The sequence below is a fragment of the Umezawaea tangerina genome, from assembly GCF_003002815.1.
GTDB classification, from domain to species: domain Bacteria; phylum Actinomycetota; class Actinomycetes; order Mycobacteriales; family Pseudonocardiaceae; genus Umezawaea; species Umezawaea tangerina.
Map to the genome: position 1 here is coordinate 31,643 of NZ_PVTF01000006.1, position 18,968 is coordinate 50,610.

At 70.4% G+C, this 18,968-nt stretch carries 18 protein-coding genes; 4 read left to right on the forward strand and 14 right to left on the reverse strand.

Features of this window, described 5'->3' with window-relative positions; genetic code table 11:
* Positions 1 to 9: 9 nt before the first annotated feature.
* Complete coding sequence (locus CLV43_RS20530) at positions 10 to 1,002, forward strand: TIGR03842 family LLM class F420-dependent oxidoreductase (protein WP_106188880.1); 993 nt, start codon at positions 10 to 12, stop codon at positions 1,000 to 1,002.
* A gap of 431 nt (positions 1,003 to 1,433) precedes the next feature.
* Here CLV43_RS20530 and CLV43_RS20535 read toward each other — a convergent pair whose 3' ends face one another.
* Genes CLV43_RS20535 through CLV43_RS20555 form a run of 5 tightly spaced genes read right to left on the reverse strand, consistent with a single transcriptional unit; the run spans position 1,434 to position 5,987 of the window.
* On the reverse strand, positions 1,434 to 2,429 hold the full coding sequence (locus CLV43_RS20535; protein WP_211304454.1) for an NUDIX hydrolase: 996 nt from the start codon (positions 2,427 to 2,429) through the stop codon (positions 1,434 to 1,436).
* Positions 2,426 to 3,559 carry a glycosyltransferase family 4 protein gene (locus CLV43_RS20540; RefSeq protein ID WP_106188881.1) on the reverse strand — a complete coding sequence of 378 codons (1,134 nt, stop codon included), beginning with the start codon at positions 3,557 to 3,559 and terminating at the stop codon, positions 2,426 to 2,428. The genes CLV43_RS20535 and CLV43_RS20540 overlap by 4 nt, the downstream gene beginning before the upstream one ends.
* Entirely contained in the window at positions 3,556 to 4,482 is a 927-nt protein-coding gene (locus CLV43_RS20545; RefSeq protein ID WP_106188882.1) for a phosphatidylinositol mannoside acyltransferase, read from the reverse strand. The genes CLV43_RS20540 and CLV43_RS20545 overlap by 4 nt, the downstream gene beginning before the upstream one ends.
* Positions 4,479 to 5,087 (reverse strand): phosphatidylinositol phosphate synthase, encoded by a 609-nt coding sequence (pgsA, locus tag CLV43_RS20550; RefSeq protein WP_106188883.1) that lies wholly within the window; start codon positions 5,085 to 5,087, stop codon positions 4,479 to 4,481. The genes CLV43_RS20545 and pgsA overlap by 4 nt, the downstream gene beginning before the upstream one ends.
* 60 nt (positions 5,088 to 5,147) lie before the next feature.
* Positions 5,148 to 5,987: a helix-turn-helix domain-containing protein gene (locus CLV43_RS20555; RefSeq protein WP_106188884.1), complete on the reverse strand. Its 840-nt coding sequence runs from the start codon at positions 5,985 to 5,987 to the stop codon at positions 5,148 to 5,150.
* A gap of 174 nt (positions 5,988 to 6,161) precedes the next feature.
* On the opposite strand from CLV43_RS20555, the gene CLV43_RS20560 reads away from it, so the two are divergent.
* Positions 6,162 to 6,716, forward strand: a complete 555-nt coding sequence (locus CLV43_RS20560) for a YceI family protein (protein WP_106188885.1) — start codon at positions 6,162 to 6,164, stop codon at positions 6,714 to 6,716.
* A 454-nt stretch (positions 6,717 to 7,170) separates the two neighbouring features.
* On the opposite strand, the gene CLV43_RS20565 is transcribed toward CLV43_RS20560, so the two are convergent.
* On the reverse strand, positions 7,171 to 7,752 hold the full coding sequence (locus CLV43_RS20565; RefSeq protein WP_106189308.1) for a TetR/AcrR family transcriptional regulator: 582 nt from the start codon (positions 7,750 to 7,752) through the stop codon (positions 7,171 to 7,173).
* A 186-nt stretch (positions 7,753 to 7,938) separates the two neighbouring features.
* On the opposite strand from CLV43_RS20565, the gene CLV43_RS20570 reads away from it, so the two are divergent.
* Together CLV43_RS20570 and CLV43_RS20575 are read left to right on the forward strand one after the other, a co-directional pair.
* Positions 7,939 to 8,862 (forward strand): alpha/beta hydrolase family protein, encoded by a 924-nt coding sequence (locus tag CLV43_RS20570; protein ID WP_106188886.1) that lies wholly within the window; start codon positions 7,939 to 7,941, stop codon positions 8,860 to 8,862.
* Between the two features lie 29 nt (positions 8,863 to 8,891).
* Entirely contained in the window at positions 8,892 to 9,734 is an 843-nt protein-coding gene (locus CLV43_RS20575; protein WP_106189309.1) for an LLM class flavin-dependent oxidoreductase, read from the forward strand.
* 49 nt (positions 9,735 to 9,783) lie between these two features.
* On the opposite strand, the gene CLV43_RS20580 is transcribed toward CLV43_RS20575, so the two are convergent.
* The 8 genes from CLV43_RS20580 to CLV43_RS20620 form a co-directional block, all read right to left on the reverse strand.
* On the reverse strand, positions 9,784 to 10,332 hold the full coding sequence (locus tag CLV43_RS20580; protein ID WP_106188887.1) for an HIT family protein: 549 nt from the start codon (positions 10,330 to 10,332) through the stop codon (positions 9,784 to 9,786).
* A complete protein-coding gene (gene thrS, locus CLV43_RS20585; RefSeq protein WP_106188888.1) occupies positions 10,329 to 12,386 on the reverse strand; it encodes a threonine--tRNA ligase in 2,058 nt (685 codons plus the stop codon). The genes CLV43_RS20580 and thrS overlap by 4 nt, the downstream gene beginning before the upstream one ends.
* A gap of 37 nt (positions 12,387 to 12,423) precedes the next feature.
* Positions 12,424 to 12,972, reverse strand: a complete 549-nt coding sequence (locus CLV43_RS20590; protein ID WP_106188889.1) for a GNAT family N-acetyltransferase — start codon at positions 12,970 to 12,972, stop codon at positions 12,424 to 12,426.
* Positions 12,973 to 13,930: 958 nt separating this feature from the next.
* Positions 13,931 to 14,656: a FadR/GntR family transcriptional regulator gene (locus tag CLV43_RS20600; protein ID WP_106188891.1), complete on the reverse strand. Its 726-nt coding sequence runs from the start codon at positions 14,654 to 14,656 to the stop codon at positions 13,931 to 13,933.
* Complete coding sequence (locus CLV43_RS20605; RefSeq protein WP_106188892.1) at positions 14,656 to 15,423, reverse strand: 3-oxoacyl-ACP reductase; 768 nt, start codon at positions 15,421 to 15,423, stop codon at positions 14,656 to 14,658. The genes CLV43_RS20600 and CLV43_RS20605 overlap by 1 nt, the downstream gene beginning before the upstream one ends.
* A complete protein-coding gene (locus tag CLV43_RS20610; protein WP_106188893.1) occupies positions 15,423 to 16,796 on the reverse strand; it encodes an aldehyde dehydrogenase family protein in 1,374 nt (457 codons plus the stop codon). The genes CLV43_RS20605 and CLV43_RS20610 overlap by 1 nt, the downstream gene beginning before the upstream one ends.
* A complete protein-coding gene (locus CLV43_RS20615) occupies positions 16,793 to 17,503 on the reverse strand; it encodes a gamma-glutamyl-gamma-aminobutyrate hydrolase family protein (RefSeq protein WP_106188894.1) in 711 nt (236 codons plus the stop codon). Before CLV43_RS20615 ends, CLV43_RS20610 begins: the two co-directional genes overlap by 4 nt.
* Positions 17,484 to 18,845 carry a glutamine synthetase family protein gene (locus tag CLV43_RS20620; protein WP_170155931.1) on the reverse strand — a complete coding sequence of 454 codons (1,362 nt, stop codon included), beginning with the start codon at positions 18,843 to 18,845 and terminating at the stop codon, positions 17,484 to 17,486. The genes CLV43_RS20615 and CLV43_RS20620 overlap by 20 nt, the downstream gene beginning before the upstream one ends.
* Positions 18,846 to 18,968: the final 123 nt, after the last annotated feature.

The following is an 18,968-nucleotide window of genomic DNA, read 5'->3' on the forward strand; positions in this document are numbered from 1 at the left end:
GGCGGCAACGTGGACTTCGGTGTCGTACTGCAGACCGACCCGCCCGCCAGCGACGTGGTGGCGGGCATGAAGTCGGCCGAGGACAACGGGTTCCGCTACGGGTGGACCTTCGACTCGGCGGTGCTGTGGCAGGAGCCGTTCGTCATCTACTCGCAGGTGCTGGCGGCGACGTCGACCCTGGTGGTGGGGCCGATGGTGACCAACCCGAGCACGCGGGACTGGTCGGTGACGGCGTCGTTGTTCGCGACGTTGAACGACATGTTCGGGAACCGGACCGTGTGCGGGATCGGGCGCGGTGACTCGGCCCGACGGGTGATCGGGCAACCGCCCGCGTCGTTGGCCACCCTGAGCCGGGCCATGACGGTGATCAAGGAACTGGCCGAGGGGCGCGAGGTCGAGCACCACGGGACACCCGTGCGGATCCCGTGGGTGCGGGACGGGAAGCTGGAGATCTGGATGGCGGCCTACGGGCCGAAGGCGCTGAAGATGGTCGGGGAACAAGCCGACGGTTTCATCCTCCAGACCGCCGACCCGGACATCGCGCGGTGGACGATCGGGTCGGTGCGGGACGCGGCGGTGGCCGCCGGGCGCGACCCCGAGGCGATCACGATGTGCGTGGCCGCCCCGGCCTACGTGGGCACGGACCTCGGGCACCAGCGGGACCAGCTGCGGTGGTTCGGGGGGATGGTGGGCAACCACGTCGCCGACCTGGTGGCCCGCTACGGGGACTCGGGTGTGGTGCCGAAGGCGTTGACGGACTACATCAAGGGGCGCGAGGGGTACGACTACTCGCACCACGGGAAAGCGGGGAACCGGTCGACGGACTTCGTACCGGACGAGATCGTGGACCGGTTCTGCCTGACCGGGACCGTGGAGTCGCATGTGGACCGGCTGGTGGAGCTGAAGGAGATCGGGGTGACGAACTTCGCCCTGTACCTGATGCACGACGAGAAGGAGAAAACCTTGGCTGCGTATGGGAATGAGGTTATTCCGCGCGTGTGAACTCCCACTTAGGCTGCGGCGAACGGGTGTCACCCGTTCGCCGCAGGGGTGTCTCAGGTGGGTGGGAATTTTGTCCCGTGTTTTTCACCCCGAGTCGCCTAGTGTTCTACACCCGTCGAACCTTGTCAAGACGATAGGGCTATCTTGACAAGGTTCGACGGGTGTAGAGGGGCTTTCTCGTCGGGGTGCGTGGGGGGAGTGTGGGTGGGAGGGCATCCGACGCTCCGCGACGGACAGGGCATCCTTGGCTTCGCCGTCGGACAGGGCATCCTTGCTGCGCTGCGGACAAGGCCCCAGGCGCTCCGCGCCGGATGCGCGCTGGCGGGCTGCGCCCAGTGGGGGATCCTCGGCTGCGCCGTCGGAAGGGAAGGCATCCTTGCTGCGCGTCGGACGAGGCGTGGTGGGGGTTCTGTGTTGGGTGGGTTGCTTTGTTAGCGGACTGGGCGGAGGGAGCCGTCCCAGTCGGCGCGTAGTAGGTCTGGGAGGAGTTCGGCTAGTTGGGCGGGGTAGACGGCGTCCTCTGTGGTGCGCAGCTCTTCCGCGGACCACCAGCGGTGGCGGCGGATGGTGCGGGTTTCCACTTCGTTGAAGCCGGAGGTGTCGACGGTGAAGTGGGTGGGGAGGGTGGGGCGGGCGAGGAAGAACCATTCTTCCGCGGCGTAGCTGAGGCCGTCGAGGCTGAAGACGGTGTGGCGTTTCCAGATCGGGCCGACGAGGTCGTTCCGGGTGAGGGTGAGGCCGGTTTCCTCGGAGACCTCGCGGATGGCGGCCTCGTGCAGTTCCTCGCCGGGGTCGACGCCGCCGCCGACGGTGAACCAGAAGGACTCCTGGGGGCGGGCGGGGTCGTAGCCCTCGAAGAGCAGGACGCGGCCGGAGGCGTCGGTGACGAGGACGCGGGCGGCGGTGCGGGGGGTGAGGACGCTGGACTCGGCGGCCTCCATGGGTTCGGCGATCTCGAAGTACTCGGGCTGGGGGGCGGTGCCCGCGAGCTTGAGCCAGCGGATGAGGCGGCGGCGGCGCAAGGACAGGGTGTCGCGGACGGCGTCGTTGTGGACGCGTCTGGAGAGGACCACGCGCTGCTCGGCGTCGGCCAGCTCGGCGGCCAGCACAGGGGGCAGGGCGCTGCGGTCGAGGTCGGCGAGGAGGCCGCTGAGCTCGTTCTCGGCGGCCTCGCGTTCGGCGCGGGCCGCGCGTTCCGCGCGGTCGGCGACGTTGCGGAGCATGGTGGCCTGGTCGGGTTCCAGGCCGACGACGGTGCGGGCCACGACGGCGCGGCGGGCGAGGGAGGCGTCGAGGCCCGCCCAGGCGGCGTCGGTGCGGACGTGGAGGCGGTCGAGGCGGTTGGCCATGCCGAGGACCCACGGGCCGACGAGCAGGAGCAGGGCGAGCACCACGAGGAGGGTGGTGGCGAACCAGGAGCTGCTCACTCCGCGGCCTCCGCCACCCGGCGGGGGTCGGCGGCCATGGCGCTCTCGTACACGCGCAGCACCTGGTTGGCCACGACGGACCAGTCGAACGTCATGACGCGCTGCCGGGCGTTCTCGGCGTACTGGGCGCGCAGGCCGGCGTCGGCGAGCAGCCCGCGGAGAGCGGCCGCGAGCGCGGCCGAGTCCTCGACGGGGGTCAGGACGCCGGACTTGCCGTCCTCGAGGACGCGGCGGAAGGCGTCGAGGTCGCTGGCCGCCACGGCGGTGCCCGCGGACATGGCCTCGGTGAGGATGATGCCGAAGCTCTCGCCGCCGGTGTTGGGGGCGCAGTAGACGTCGACGCTGCGCAGGGCGCGCGCCTTGGTCTCGTCGTCGACCTGGCCCAGCAGCACGATCCGCTCGGCGAGCTCGGGACCGGCGGACTTGAGCAGCTCCTCGTCGTCGCCGCGGCCGACGACGAGCAGGCGGAGGTCGGGGAGCTCGGGTGCGAGCAGGCGGACGGCCTCCAGCAGCACGGGCATGCCCTTGCGGGGCTCGGTGTAGCGGCCGACGAACCCGATCGTGCCGCCCTCGCGCGGGTAGCCCTCCAGCGGCGCGGCGTCGGCGAAGAAGCCGACGTCGACCCCGTTCGGGATCTCCACGGCGTCACCGCCGAGGTGTTCGACCTGGACGCGCCTGGCCAGCGCGGACACCGCGATCCGGGCGGTGATCTTCTCCACGAACGGCTGGAGCACGACCTGGAACGCGGCGAGGATCTTCGACCTGGGCGTGGAGGTGTGGAACGTGGCGACGATGGGCCCGTCGGCCACCATCAGCGCGAGGAAGGACAGGCTGGGCGCGGTGGGCTCGTGCAGGTGCAGGACGTCGAAGTCGTTCTCCCTGATCCAGCGCCGCACCCTGGCGTAGGACACCGGCCCGAACGAGAGCCGAGCCACGGAGCCGTTGTACGGGATGCCGACCGCGCGGCCCGCGGAGGTGACGAAGTCCGGTAGCCCGCTGTCCTCGTCGGCGGGCGCGAGGACGTTCACCTCGTGCCCTAGCCTCTTCAGCGCGCGTGCCAGGTCGACAACGTGGGCCTGGACACCACCGGGGACGTCGAAGGAGTACGGGCAGACGATGCCGACCTTCACATCGACTCCCGCCTGCGGGACAGCGCGCGCTGCCTGCCCTCCGGCAGGTCGGCCAGCCAGAGCTTCTGGAGCATGTGCCAGTCCGCGGGGTGCGCGGCGATGTCGGCGGCGAAGACGTCCGCGAGCGCTTGCGTCGCCACGCCGACCTGCGCGGTGCCGGAGACCCTGATCGGCGGGTGGATGCGGAACACCCAGCCGTCGTCGGTGAACCACAGGCCCACCGGCAGCAACGCGGCACCCGTGGTCGCGGCCAGGTGCGCCGGGCCGGCGGGCATCATCGTCTGCTCGCCGAAGAACGTGACCGGGACGCCGGTGGAGGTGAGGTCGCGGTCGGCCAGCAGGCAGACGACCTTGTTCTCGCGCAACCGCTCGGCCAGCACCTTCGCGGGCGCGCGGTCGCCGCCGGTCAGCGGCAGCACCTCGAACCCGAGCGTCTCGCGGAAGTCGATGAACCGCCGGTAGAGCGACTCGGGCTTGAGCCGCTCGGCGACGGTGGCGAACGTGCCGGAGTGCCCGACCAGCCACACGCCCGCCATGTCCCAGTTGCCGCTGTGCGGCAGCGCGATGACCGCACCGGTGCCCTGGGCGAGGGCGGCGTCCAGGTTCTCCTGGCCGCTGACCAGGGAGTCGCAGGTGGCGTAGACGGCCTTGAGGTCCATCGAAGGCAACCGGAACGCCTCGCGCCAGTACCGCGCGTAGGAGCGCAGCGACCGGCGGACCAGCTCGTCCAGCTCCTGGGCGCCCGCCTGCGGGACGACGCGGGACAGGTTCGCCCGCAGCTGCCTCGTGCTCGGCCCACCGCGCTTGGCGGCGCGGTCCGCGGCGAAGTCGAACACGGCCCGGACCCACCGCTCGGGCAGCACCCGGACGAGCTTCCACCCCGCCGAGTAGCCGAGGACGGTCAGCTTCTCGCCGATGCTCATCCGACGACCTCCGTCGCGGCGCGGTGCACCAGGACCAGGCGCTGCACGACCGTCGCGGCGGTGAGCACCGCGCACAGCCACAGGGCCACGTCCAGCACGTACGGCACGCCGAGCCCGGACAGGCCGGAGCCGACCAGCGTGATGATCAGCCGCTCGGCGCGTTCGGCGATGCCGCCGTCCGCGCTGAGCCCGGACGCCTCGGCGCGCGCCTTCACGTACGACACGACCTGGGCGCTGACCAGGCTGACCAGCGCGGCGACCGCGAGCCAGCGGTTGCCCGCGACGAAGGCGTACCAGGCGAGCGCGGCGAACAGGGCGCCGTCGGCGATGCGGTCGCAGCTCGCGTCCAGCACCGCCCCGAACGGCGTCCCGCTGCCCTGCGCGCGCGCCATGGCGCCGTCGAGCAGGTCGAACAGCACGAACGCGGTGACCGCGATCGTGCCTGCGAACAGTTGGCCCCTGGGGAAGAACCAGAGGGTGGCGGCGACCGAGCCGATGGTGCCCAGCACGGTGATGGAGTTCGGGGTGAGCCCGCGTCGGACCAGCCACGCCCCGATGGGATCGGTGACGCGCGAGACCGAAGCGCGGGCGAAGATGTTCAGCATGGGGCTGCGGCTGCACCTACCGGCGGGGACGATGTGTCCACGGCAGCGTAACCGCCCAGCTCAGCCGAGCTGGCGGTGGTCCCTGGAGATCCTGGCCAGCAGTGCCTCCAGCTGGTCGCCGCGGGCCGCCAACCGCTCCAGCCTGGCGAACAGCGCGACGTACTCGCGGACGTCGTGCGGGTCGGTGATGGTGGCGTTCCCGGTGAGCACGCTGACGGTCACGACGCGCTCGTCGTAGACCTGGAACCCGTGCAGCGCGACCATGTTCGCGTCCGCCGACCAGGGCACGACGCCCAGCTGCACGTTGGGTCTGCGCATGGTCAGGGCGAGGTGGTCGATCTGGTCGCACATGAGGTCCGCGCTGCCCATCCGCCACCGCAGGGCGCTCTCGCTGAGCAGGAAGACGAACTTCTTGTTCGGGTCGTCGAGCCGGGCGCGTCGGGTCCGCAGGGTGCTGATGGCGGTGTCCTGCTCGCGGCCGGGGGTCGCGGCCAGCACCACGCGGAGGTAGCTCTCGCTCTGCAGCAGCGACGGGACCCCGGCGAGCTGGAAGAAGCGGCTGGTCGTGGCGCGGGCCTCGATGCGGGCGACGGTCTGCTGGTGGCGGTGGGCGCCCCGGTGCAGCACAACACGGCGCGTTTCCGCCTCCGCGTGGAGTTGGCGGGCCAGTTCGACCAGCTCTAACCTGGTCTCCCTGGTTGCCGATAACTCCGCCACCAGACGTTCGACATCGATCACGGACGGCAGCAGCATGCCGTTCTCGATCTTGGACAGTTTCGACTGGCTCATACCGGTCGCCTGCGCCGTGGCCGTACCGGTCATCCGGGCCTCGGTCCGCAGCCTGCGTAACTCGCGCGAGAGTCGATCTCGCGCGAGCCTTGAGCGCTCGGGTGCGGTCATGGGTCGCACCGTATCGATCGGAGTCGCCTCTTGACGATCAGCCAAGTGGGTCTGCAAGCGATCAACCGGATGCGGAGAGTGATCCATGACACAGGCCGGAATAGCTTGATACTTCAAGCGTTTTAGTTCAATATTCAACAGAACCGCAAGTCGTACCCAACGGAGGACAACGCCATGACCACTGCCATCCAGATCCCCGGCTACATCGCCGGCACCTGGGTCATCGACGCCGCGCACAGCGATGTGTCGTTCAGCGTTCGGCACCTGATGGTCAGCAAGGTGCGCGGCAGCTTCCGCACCTTCGAAGGCACCCTGGTTACCGCCGAGAACCCCCTGGAGTCCTCGGTCACGGCGACGATCGACCTCGCGTCGATCGACACCAACAACGCCGACCGCGACGGCCACATCCGCTCCGCGGACTTCTTCGAGGTCGAGAAGTACCCGACCATGAAGTACACCTCCACGGGCGTCCGCGTGGACGGCGACGACTTCATCGTCGACGGCGAGCTGGACCTGCACGGCGTCACCAAGAGCGTGCCGCTGAAGCTGGAGCTCAACGGCTTCGGCCCGGACCCGTACGGCGGCAAGCGCGCCGGGTTCTCCGCGACCACGGAGATCTCCCGCAACGACTTCGGCATCGACATCCACATGCCGCTGGACGGCGGCGGCGTGGTGATCGGCGACAAGATCTCGATCACGCTGGAGATCGAGGCCGTGCTGCAGGGCTGATGTGAGGTGTGCGAAGGGGCCCCGTCGTCGACGCGGGGCCCCTTTTGCGTGTTTGGGGGTGTCGCTCGGGTGGGTGGTTTTTGTCGCCCGTTGGGGTGGGCCGCTGTGCGGGTTTTGAGGTGCCCATCCCCGGCGAGTCCGGCTCCCGACCCTCCCACCCCCGGGAAGCCCGGCCCCCGGCGCGCGATTGTCTCAATGTTTGATCTTGCTTGTCAAGACGATAGGGCTGTCTTGACAAGCAAGATCAAACAGGAGGGCGCTGTGGATCGGGGGCAGAGGGGAAGTCTGGCTTCGCCAGCATCGGACTCCGTCCGACACCGCATCAGGCTTCGCCTGACTCAGGCATCCTCGCTGCGCGTCGGACAAGGCCCCAGGCGCTGCGCGCCGGATGCGCGCTGGCGGGCTGCACCCGACGTGGAGGGGGTTGCGCTCGGCTTTGCCGTCGGGTGGCGGGCTAGGGCTTTGGTGGGTGGCGTAGGCCGGCGATCAGGGCGTCGATGAGTTTGGGGGCGTTGTAGGTGGGGTCTTCGTGGGCGCCGATGCAGAGGTTGCCGATGCCGCGCATGAGTTCCAGGGGGCGGATGTCGGAGCGGATTTCGCCGGCTGTTGCGGCGGCGTCGAGGAGTTGGGCGCAGACGGGGACGAGGCGGTCCAAGAAATAGGCGTGGAGGGTGTCGAAGCCGGTGTTGTCGGAGCGCAGGACGGCGGCCAGGCCGTGTTTGGTGACGAGGAAGTCGACGAAGAGGTCGATCCAGTGGCCCAGGGCGGCGTGAGGGGTTGGACCTGCGGCCAGCAGGGCTGGGCCGGCCTCGGCGCAGGCCTCCACCTGGTGGCGGTAGACGGCGATGATGAGGTCGGCGCGGGTCGGGAAGTGGCGGTAGATGGTGCCGGTACCGACGCCCGCCCTCGTCGCGATGTCGCGGACCGGGGCCTCCACACCCGAGGCGACGAAGACCGCCGCGGCGGCTTCCAGCAGGGACTGCTCGTTGCGCTTGGCGTCCGAGCGCTTGGGTCGGGCGGTGCCGTCGTCGCTCACCACGACACTCCTCTCCAGCCACCTTGCAAAGCGGAACAAGGTTCCGTATCGTCAGCGGAACAAGGTTCCGTTTGCACATCGTGCCAGAGCACGGGCCTTGTGACCAAACCAGGTGTGCCGCGCGCGGAGGCGTCGCGGTCCTCGGCGTGCGCGTTTTCGCCGAGTGCGAGAGATGGAAGAACAGCCATGAGCAAGTCGAACTTCGGCACGCCGACGCCGGTCATCTCGGTGACGCCGGTGGTGCTCGCCGCCCCCGGACGCGGTGAGGAGCTGCGGGTGCGGGTGTCCGCGCCGACCACGGGGGAACAGCTGCCGGTGGTGGTGTTCTCGCACGGGTTCGGGCAGTCGTCGGACAGCTACGACCCGCTGGTCGACTTCTGGGCCTCCCACGGGTTCGTGGTGGTGCAGCCGACCCACCTCGACTCGCGGACGCTGGGCCTGCCGCCGGAGGACCCGCGCACGCCGCTGATCTGGCGGATCCGGGTCGAGGACCTGAGGAGCACCGTCGACCAGCTCGACGTGGTGGAGGCCGCCGTGCCCGGACTGGCGGGTCGCGTGGACCGGGACCGGGTCGCGGTGGCCGGGCACTCGTGGGGTGGGCAGACGGCGAGCATGCTGCTGGGGGCGCGGGTGGTCGACCCGGCCGGTGGGCCGGGTGAGGACCTGTCGGACGCGCGGGTCAAGGCCGGGGTGCTGCTGGCGACGCCGGGGGCCGGTGGCGCGGACCTGTCGCCGTTCGCGGCGGAGAACTTCGCGTTCATGAACCCGGACTTCGAGAACATGACCACGCCGGCGCTGGTGGTCGCGGGTGACCACGACGAGTCGGCGCTGACGGTGCGCGGACCGGACTGGTTCACCGACCCCTTCACGCTGAGCCCCGGCGACAAGAGCCTGGTGACGTTGTTCGGGGGCGAGCACTCGCTCGGCGGGCTCTCCGGCTACACCGTGACGGAGACGACGGACGAGAATCCGGAACGGGTCGCGGCCGTGCAGCGGCTGACGTGGGCCTACCTGCGCAGCGCGCTGGACCCGACCGACCCCGCCTGGACGCTGGCGCGCGACGAGTTCGCGGGGGCGGCCGAGCCGCTGGGGCGGATCGAGGGCAAGTGAGCACCGCGGGAGCCCCCAGCTTCGGGATCATGACCGCCCCCATGCAGGTCGGGTACGACGACCTGCTGCGGGTGTGGCGGGAGGCGGACGGGATCCCCGAGATCGAGCACGCGTGGCTGTTCGACCACCTGATGCCGATCGGCGGCGACCCCGGCGGACCGGCGTTCGAGGGCTGGACGCTGCTCGCGGCGCTGGCCGCGCTCACGGACCGGGTGCGGCTCGGGGTCATGGTGACCAGCAACCGGTTCCGGCCGCCCGCGGTGCTGGCCAAGATCGCCACGACGGTGGACGTCGTGTCCGGCGGGCGGCTCGACTTCGGCATCGGCGTGGGCTCGCGGCCGGACCACCCGCTGGCGCGGCGCGAGTACGCGGCGCACGGGCTGCCGTTCCACGACACCGCGCACGCCGTGGCGAGCCTCGCGGAGGCGTGCACGGTGATCCGGCGGCTGTGGACGGAGGAGGAGCCGTTCGACTTCCACGGCGAGCACGTCGACCTGGTCGGGGCGTTCGGCAGCCCCAAGCCCGTCCAGCGCCCGCACCCGCCGATCCTGATCGGCGGGCGGTCGGTCGCGACGCTGCGCGTGGTGGCCCGGCACGCCGACCTGTGGAACATCCCCGGCGGCGACCTCCAGGACGTCGTGCAGCGCAGCGCGATGCTCGACCGGTACTGCCGGGAGATCGGCCGCGACCCGGCGTCGATCACCCGCTCGATCCACCTGCCCGTGTCCTACGACCAGCCGGGGCCCACGGTGGAGGCGATCCGGGAGGCGGTCGACGCCGGTTTCGGGCACGTCGTGCTCGGGCTGCCCGCGCCGTACCCGGTGGGGGTCGCGCGGTGGGTGGCCGACGAGCTGATCGGCCCGTCGACCTGAGCCGCGCCGAGCGGTGGGCACCGACCGCGGCCGGTGCCCACCTCGGCGACTAGTCGACCTCGCCCCAGGAGTCCGCGAGCAGCTGGCGGGTCTCCCCCAGCAGCTGCGGCAGCACCTTGGTCTGGCCGATGACGGGCATGAAGTTGGCGTCGCCGCCCCACCGGGGCACCACGTGCTGATGCAGGTGGGCGGCGATGCCCGCGCCCGCGACGACACCCTGGTTCATCCCGATGTTGAACCCGTGCGGGGCCGCCGCGTGCCGGATGACGCGCATGGCCTTCTGGGTGAACTCGGCGAACTCGACCGTCTCGGCCGGGGTGAGGTCGGTGTAGTCGGGCAGGTGCCGGTACGGCAGGACCATCAGGTGGCCGGGGTTGTACGGGTACAGGTTGAGCACCGCGAACACCGCCTCGCCACGGGCGACGATCAGGCCGTCGGCGTCGTCCATCCCCGGCACCAGGCAGAACGGGCAGCCGTCCGGCTCGCTGCCGACCGGCTTGCCCTCGCCCTTGATGTAGGACATGCGGTGCGGGGTCCACAGGCGCTGCAACGCGTCGTGGACCCCCACACCACCCTGCTCCTCCAGTTCGGGGGTCACTGGACCGCCGTGACGGACTCCGCGGTCGGCGAGGAGTTCTCCCGCCGCGCGACCCAGTCCACGATGGTGTCGACCGCCTTCTCCACCGGCACGCCGTTGACCTGCGTGCCGTCGCGGAACCGGAACGACACTGCGCCGGACTCGACGTCGTTGCCGCCCGCGACGAGCATGAACGGCACCTTCTGCATGGTGTGCGTGCGGATCTTCTTCTGCATGCGGTCGTCCGAGGCGTCCACGTCGACGCGGATCCCCTTGGCGCGCAACGCCTTCTGCACACCCAGCAGGTGGTCGACGTGCTCGTCGGCGATCGGGATGCCGACGACCTGCACGGGCGCCAGCCACGCCGGGAACGCGCCCGCGTAGTGCTCGGTGAGGACGCCGAAGAAGCGCTCGACCGAACCGAACAGCGCGCGGTGGATCATGACCGGGCGCTGGCGGGTGCCATCGCTGGCCGAGTACTCCAGCTCGAACCGCTCGGGCAGGTTGAAGTCCAGCTGGATCGTGGACATCTGCCACGTGCGGCCCAGCGCGTCCTTGGCCTGCACGGAGATCTTCGGGCCGTAGAACGCGGCGCCACCGGGGTCGGGCACGAGCTCGAGACCCGAGTCCTCGGCCGCGACGCGCAGCGCCTCGGTCGCCGTCTCCCACACCTCGTCGGAGCCCACGGACTTCTCCGGGTTGCGGGTCGACAGCTCCAGGTAGAAGTCGTCGAGGCCGTAGTCCTTGAGCAGCCCCAGCACGAAGCCGAGCAGCGACTTCAGCTCGTCCTGGATCTGGTCGGGCGTGCAGAAGATGTGCGCGTCGTCCTGCGTCATGCCGCGCACGCGGGTCAGGCCGTGGATCACGCCGGACTTCTCGTAGCGGTACACGGAGCCGAACTCGAACATCCGCAGCGGCAGCTCGCGGTAGGACCGCCCGCGCGACCGGAAGATCAGGTCGTGGAACGGGCAGTTCATCGGCTTGAGGTAGTAGTCCTGGCCGGGCTTGCGGACCGTGCCGTCCTCGTTGTGCTCGGCGTCCAGCTGCATCGCCGGGTACATGCCGTCCTTGTACCAGTCGAGGTGACCGGAGGTCTCGAACAGCGAGCTCTTGGTGATGTGCGGCGAGTAGACGAACTCGTAGCCCGCCTCGGTGTGCCGCTGCCGGGAGTAGTTCTCCATCTCCTGCCGGATGATGCCGCCCTTGGGGTGGAACACCGCCAGGCCGGAGCCGATCTCGTCCGGGAAGCTGAACAGGTCCAGCTCGACGCCGAGCTTGCGGTGGTCGCGGCGCTCGGCCTCGGCCAGCAGCTCCAGGTGCGCGTCCAGCGCCTCCTGCGACTCCCACGCCGTGCCGTAGATGCGCTGCAGCTGCGGGTTCTTCTCGTTGCCGCGCCAGTAGGCCGCGGCCACGCGGCTGAGCTTGAACGCCGGGATGTGCTTGGTCGTGGGCACGTGCGGACCGCGGCACAGGTCACCCCACAGCCGGTCGCCCGACCGCGGGTCGAGGTTGTCGTAGATCGTCAGCTCGCCGCCGCCGACCTCCATGACCTCGGCCGTGTCGACATCGGACTTGATGTCGACCAGCTCCAGCTTGAACGGCTCGGCGGCCAGCTCCCGCTTGGCGGCCTCGACCGACTCGACCACGCGGCGGGAGAACCGCTGCGAGCCCTTCACGATCTGCTTCATGCGCTTCTCCAGCGCGGCCAGGTCCTCCGGCGTGAACGGCCGTTCGACCTGGAAGTCGTAGTAGAAGCCGTCCTTGACCGGCGGGCCGATGCCGAGCTTGGCCTCCGGGAACTGCTGCTGCACGGCCTGCGCGAGCACGTGCGCCGCGGAGTGCCGGATGACGCTGCGGCCGTCGGGCGTGTTGGCCGCGACGGCCTCCACCTCGACGTCCACCTGCGGCACCCAGGACAGGTCGCGGAGGTGGCCTTCGGGATCGCGGACGACCACGATCGCGTCGGGGCCCTTGCCGGGCAGATCGGCTTCGCGCACCGCCGCCCCCGCGGTAGTCCCCGACGGCACCACCACGCGCGGTGGGGTGACGACGGCTGCGGGACGCGACTCGGACACGGTGACTCCTCGTTGGGTGAACTGCGGTGCGAACCAGTCAGATGTTATCGGTGCTCACCACCGCCATGAGCAGAGCGTCGTGCCACTCCCCCTCCCAGAGCAGCGCGTCGCGCGCCCTGCCCTCCTCCACGAACCCGCACTTGCGGTAGGACGCGATGGCGCGCGGGTTGAAGTCGAAGACCTCCAGCTCGACCCGGTGCAGGCCGACGACGTCGAACGCGTAGCGCAGCAGCAGCCGGATCGCCTCCGTCCCGTAGCCCCTGCCCTGCTCCGCGACCAGGGCGATGCGGAACCCCATGCTCAGGTTGTCGGCGTCGAGGTCGTTGAGCACGATGTCGCCGAGCACCTTCCCGTCCACGGCCCGCAGGACGGTCAGGTCCACCCGGTCGGTCTGCTCGGCACGGGTGGCCGCGTGCCGCTCGACCTCCTCGAACGTGAACACCCGGTGCGTACCGGTGAGCCTGCGGACCTCGGGGTCGTTGACCCCCTTGAACAGGTCGGGGGCGTGCTCGGCGACGAGCGGGACCAACCGGACGAGATCACCCGACAGGGTGGGCTTGTCGACCAGGGCCTTGAGGTTCAGCATGACCTGATCGAACCCCTTCCGGGGACGGTTGTCGCGCCGATTTCCGCCGCTCAGGCGACCGACAGGTCGTGATAAGGGTCTTCACAGGTCCGAGGCGCATCCTGGAGGCCGGGGCGGTGACGGACCGACCCCGCCGAAGACCAGGAGCACGCCATGTCCGACCCGAAGGTTCCCGAGGGCAGTAGGCCTGAGCCGGTGTCGCAGCCGGGGCAGTCTGTGGAGCAGGGGGCGACACAGCCGATTGAGCAGCCGGGGCAGCCTCAGGGTGGGCAGTCGGGGCAGCCGGTGGTGGAGGAGCCGGCGGTGGCGCCTGTTGGGCAGGGGGTGCCGGTGGGGGCTGCGGCTGGTGGGGCGCGGGGGCGGTTTCGGAGGGTGGCGGCGCATCGGGGGGCGCAGTTGGTGGCTGTGGGGGTGCTGGGGTTGATCATCGGGGGTGGGGTGGTGGCTTTGCTGGACCACGACGGGTACGGGCGGGGTCCTGGGAGGGTGGGGATCTCGCGGATGGATGAGCGGGGGCCTGGGCCTCGGGTGGGGCATGGGCCGCGGGGGTGGGAGAACCACGGGCGGTTCGAGAGGTGATCTTGCTGTTGGTGTTGTGCTGGGGCGGCGCGTGTAGCTGAGAGTGGTCAATCGGCGGGGGTCGCATCCGCCGTGCGTTGATGCCGGGTATGGGAGGCGCCGTGTTGTCTCGCCCGGTGTCGCTACCACGGTCTCCGGGTGCGGTCGGCTTGACTTGGGGCCCCTTTTTTGGGCTTCGTCGGGCGAAAAAGGGCAGGTGGTAGAGCCTGCCCGCCGCCGCAAGTCTAAGCCCAAAAACCCCAAGTCAAGCCGACCGCACTAGCGGACGAGCACTGCTCGCTTCCAGCTTCGTTGGGCGGCTTGTGTTCGCTTCCAGCGTCGTTGGGCAGGTTGCTCGCTTTCAGCATCGTTGGGCTGTTACCGCTGTTGCCTGGCTGGGTTAGGCCAAGAAGCCGCGTAGTAGGGATGCGGTGCCGTCGAGGTGTTCGGCCATGGCTTTTCTTGCCGCGTCCGGGTTGCCGTTGAGGATGGCGGTGATGATGCGTTCGTGCTGTTCGTTCGAGTGGGCGAGGTTGGGTTCGAGCAGGGGGATGGTGTCGAGGAGTTCGGTGACGCGCATGCGGACGTCGGCGACGGCGGCGGTGAGGGAGGCGGAGCCGGTTGCTTCGGCGATGGCCAGGTGGAGGCGGGAGTCGCGGCGGCGGTATTCGGTGATGTCGGAGGTGAGGCAGTCCTGGAGGCGGGCGCGGAGGTTGTGGTGGTCGGACTGGTCCAGGGGGCGGGAGGCGGCGGATTCGGCGGCGCCGGATTCGAGGACGTGGCGGAGGGTGAGGGTGTCGGGGAGGTCGACGGGGCCGCGGTCGGAGAGGGGGTGGGGGGTGGGGAGGACGTCGTTGACGAAGGTGCCGCCGTAGCGGCCGCGGCGGGACTCGACGTAGCCGGCCTCGTGCAGGGAGCGGATGGCCTCGCGGAGGGTGACGCGGCTGACGCCGAGGCGGGTGGCGAGCTCGCGTTCGGCGGGCAGGCGGTCGCCGGGGACCGCGACGCCCAGCCGGATCGCTTGGAGCAGGCGTTCGACGGTCTCCTCGAACGCGTTGCCCGCGCGAACCGGCCGGAACACCGCGGCGTCCGCTGTGGACGGTGCCTCCCGCCGGGAACCGGTCACTACAACGGGGTCACGTAGGCGCCGGAGATGCCGCCGTCGACCAGGAAGTTCGACGCGGTCATGAACGACGAGTCGTCGCTGGCCAGGAACGCGACCGCGGCGGCGATCTCCTCGGGCTCGGCGAACCGGCCGAGCGGCACGTGCACGAGGCGGCGGGCGGCGCGTTCGGCGTCCTTGGCGAACAGCTCCTTGAGCAGCGGGGTGTTCACCGGGCCGGGGCTCAGCGCGTTGACGCGCACGCCGTCGCGGGCGAACTGGACGCCGAGCTCGCGGCTCATCGCCAGCACACCGCCCTTCGACGCGGTGTAGGCGATCTGCGAGGTGGCGGCGCCCATGGTGGCGACGAAGGACGCGGTGTTGATCACCGAGCCCTTGCCCGCGTCGAGCATGTACGGGATGACGTACTTGCAGCACAGGTACACCGAGGTCAGGTTGACCCTGTTCACCCGCTCCCACGCCTCGATGCCGGTGGTCAGGATCGAGTCGTCCTCGGGCGGCGAGATGCCCGCGTTGTTGAACGCGATGTCGATCCGCCCGTGCATGCCGTGCACGGCGGCGTAGAGGGCGCGGACCTCCTCCTCGCTGGTCACGTCGACCGGGTAGAAGTCGCCGCCCAGCTCCTCCGCGGCGGCCTTGCCCGCGGTCTCGTCGATGTCGACGACCACGACCCTCGCGCCCTCCGAGGCGAGCCTGCGCGCGGACGCGAGCCCGATGCCGCTGCCGCCACCGGTGATGACCGCGACGCGGTCCTCCAGCCGTCGTACCATCAGATCCGCTCCTCAGACGAGATGAACACGTTCTTGGTCTCGGTGAACGACGCGAGCGCGTCGGGACCGAGCTCCCGGCCGAGACCGGACTGCTTGAAACCGCCGAACGGCGTGGAGTACCGCACGGACGAGTGGGAGTTGACCGACAGGTTGCCCGCCTCGACACCGCGGGAGACGCGCAGCGCGCGGCCGACGTCGCGGGTCCAGATCGAGCCGGACAGGCCGAACTCGCTGTCGTTGGCCAACCTGACCGCGTCGGCCTCGTCGGTGAACCGGAGCACCGACACGACGGGGCCGAAGATCTCCTCGACCGCCGCCGGGTCGCTCGGCGACACGGGCGCGAGAACCGTTGGGGGGAACCAGTAACCGGGTCCGTCGGGGGCGCTGCCGCGGAACGCGACGGGCGCGTCGGACGGCACGTAGGACGAGACCTTGGCGTGGTGGGCCGCGGAGATCAGCGGGCCCATCTCGGTCTTGTCGTCACCGGGCGCGCCGACGACGACGCCCTTGACGGCCGGTTCGAGCAGTTCCATGAAGCGGTCGTAGGCGCTGTCCTGCACCAGGATCCGCGACCGGGCGCAGCAGTCCTGGCCCGCGTTGTCGAACACGCCGTACGGCGCGGTGGCGGCGGCCCGCTCCAGGTCGGAGTCGGCGAACACAATGTTCGCGCTCTTGCCGCCCAGCTCCAGGGTCACCCGCTTCACCTGGTCCGCGCAGCCCGCCATGATCTGCTTGCCCACGGCGGTGGAGCCGGTGAACACGACCTTGCGCACGTCCGGGTGCGTGACGAACCTGTTGCCCACCACCGAACCCTTGCCGGGCAGGACCTGGAACACGTCCTCCGGGATGCCCGCCTCGCGGGCCAGCTCGCCGATCCTGATGGCCGTCAACGGGGTCAGCTCGGCGGGCTTGAGCACCACGGTGTTGCCCGCCGCGAGCGCGGGCGCGAAGCCCCAGCCCGCGATCGGCATCGGGAAGTTCCACGGCACGATCACGCCGACGACGCCGAGCGGCTCGTGGAACGTGACGTCGACCCCGCCCGCGACCGGGATCTGCCTGCCGAACAGGCGTTCCGGGGCGGCGGAGTAGTAGTGCAGCACGTCGCGGACGTTGCCCGCCTCCCAGCGCGCGTTGCCGATGGTGTGCCCGGAGTTGAGCACCTCCAGGGCCGCCAGCTCCTCGACCGCCGCGTCCACGGCGTCGGCGAACCGGCGCAGCAGCCTGCCGCGGTCGGCGGGCGTGACGTCGCGCCAGGCCGGGAAGGCCTTCCGGGCACGGGCGATCGCCGCGTCGGTCTCCTCGAGCGGGACGAGGTCGACGGTGCGCACGACCTCCTCGGTCGCCGGGTTGATCACGTCGAACGTGCTGGTCACCTGCTGGTCCTCTCCTTCGCGGTGCGGACCAGTGCGGCGAACAGCCGCACGTCCTCGATGTCCTGCTCCGGGTGCGACTGCACGCCGAGCACGAAGCGGGCGCCCGCCAGCTCGACCGCCTCGACCAGTCCGTCCGGCGCGGTCGCGACCACGCGCAGACCGGTACCGAGCACGTCCAGGGCCTGGTGGTGGTGGCAGTGCACGGTCGTGCGCGCGCCGACGATCCCGGCCAGCGCGCTGTCCGGCACGACCTCGACCTCGGTGCGCTCGAACACGCCGGGGCTCGGGTTGTGGCCGGGGACGTGCTGGTGCAGCGTCCCGCCGAGGGCGGTGTTGAGCACCTGCATGCCCCGGCACACGCCGAGCACCGGCAGGTCGAGCTTGAGAGCGGCGTCCAGCAGCGCGAACTCGGTGTCGTCGCGGCTCTGCCGCGACGGACCGGTCAACGGGTGCGGCTCCTGGCCGTAGCTCGCCGGGTTGAGGTCGGCGCCGCCGGTGAGGACGAGGCCGTCGAGCCAGCCGAGGGTCTCGGCCCGCCAGTCGCCACCGGGCGGCAGCAGCACGGGGTTGCCGCCCGCCAGCCGCACCGAGTCGAGGTAGGCCTTGTGCAGCACGGCGGCCTCGGTGTCCCAGACGCCGAACCTGGTCGGCTCCAGGTACGTGGACAGGCCGATCAGCGGCCTGGTCTCAGAGCCGTTCGAAGCCACGGATCCGCTCCCAGTCGGTGATCGCGGCGTCGAACGCCGTCAGCTCGACCTTGGCCGCGTTGAGGTAGTGGTCGACCACGTCGTCGCCGAACGCCTCGCGGGCCAGCGCGCTGCCGGCGAGCGCGGCGGCGGAGTCGCGCAGCGTCGTGGGCACGGTGTCGCGGTCGGAGCTGTAGGCGTTGCCGGTGAACGGGTCCTCCAGCGCCAGCCCGTCGTCCACGCCCTTGAGCCCGGCCGCGATCAGCGCGGCCACGGCGAGGTAGGGGTTCACGTCGCCGCCGGGCACCCGGTTCTCGAACCGCAGCGACTGGCCGTGGCCGACGACCCGCAGCGCGCACGTCCGGTTGTCGTGGCCCCAGGCGATGGCCGTCGGCGCGAAGCTGCCGGGCACGAAACGCTTGTAGGAGTTGATGTTCGGGGCCAGGAAGTAGGTCAGCTCGTGCAGGTGGGCCAGCTGGCCCGCGAGGAAGTGCTCCATCAGCTCGGTGAACCCGTGCTCGCGGTCACCGGCGAACGCCGGCTGGTCGTCGTCGGTGCGCAGGCTCAGGTGGATGTGGCAGGAGTTGCCCTCGCGCTCGTTGTACTTCGCCATGAACGTCAGGCTCTTGCCGTGGTTCGCGGCGATCTCCTTGGCACCGGTCTTGTAGATGCTGTGGTTGTCGCAGGTGGCCAGCGCCTCGGTGTAGCGGAACGCGATCTCGTGCTGGCCGGGGTTGCACTCGCCCTTCGCCGACTCCACCTGCATCCCCGCGCCCTCCATGCTGTTGCGGATGTCGCGCAGCAGGGGCTCGATCCGGCCGGTGCCCAGCATCGAGTAGTCGACGTTGTACTGGTTCGCGGGCTTGAGCCCGTGGTAGGCCTTGTCCCAGGCCTGCTCGTAGGTGTCGTTGAAGACGATGAACTCCAGCTCGGTGCCCACGAACGCCCGCAGCCCGCGCGCGGCGAGCCGGTCGAGCTGGCGCTTGAGGATCTGCCGGGGCGAGGCGGTGACCAGGTCGCCGTTCTCCCACTGCAGGTCGCACACGACCAGCGCGGTGCCCTCCTGCCACGGGATCCGGCGCAGCGTGGTCAGGTCCGGGAGCATCACGAAGTCGCCGTAGCCGGTGTCCCACGACGACATCGCGTACCCGCCGACGGTGTTCATGTCGACGTCCACGGCCAGCAGGTAGTTGCAGCCCTCGGTGGCGTGCGACAGCACCTCGTCGACGAAGTACCGCGCGGCGCACCGCTTGCCCTGCAACCGGCCCTGCATGTCGACGACGGCGACCAGCACGGTGTCGATGTCACCCGCGTCGACGGCCACGCGGAGCTCCTCGACCGTGAGCAAACCCTCGCTGCGCATCGCGGTCCCTTCCCTAAAGGTCTACTGCGGAACCATTGCAGCTATTGCTACACGGGCTCACCAGCGCTGTCAACGGATGCCTTGCGCAGGCGGACGCGCGTCATCACCTGGCACTCCCGCGCG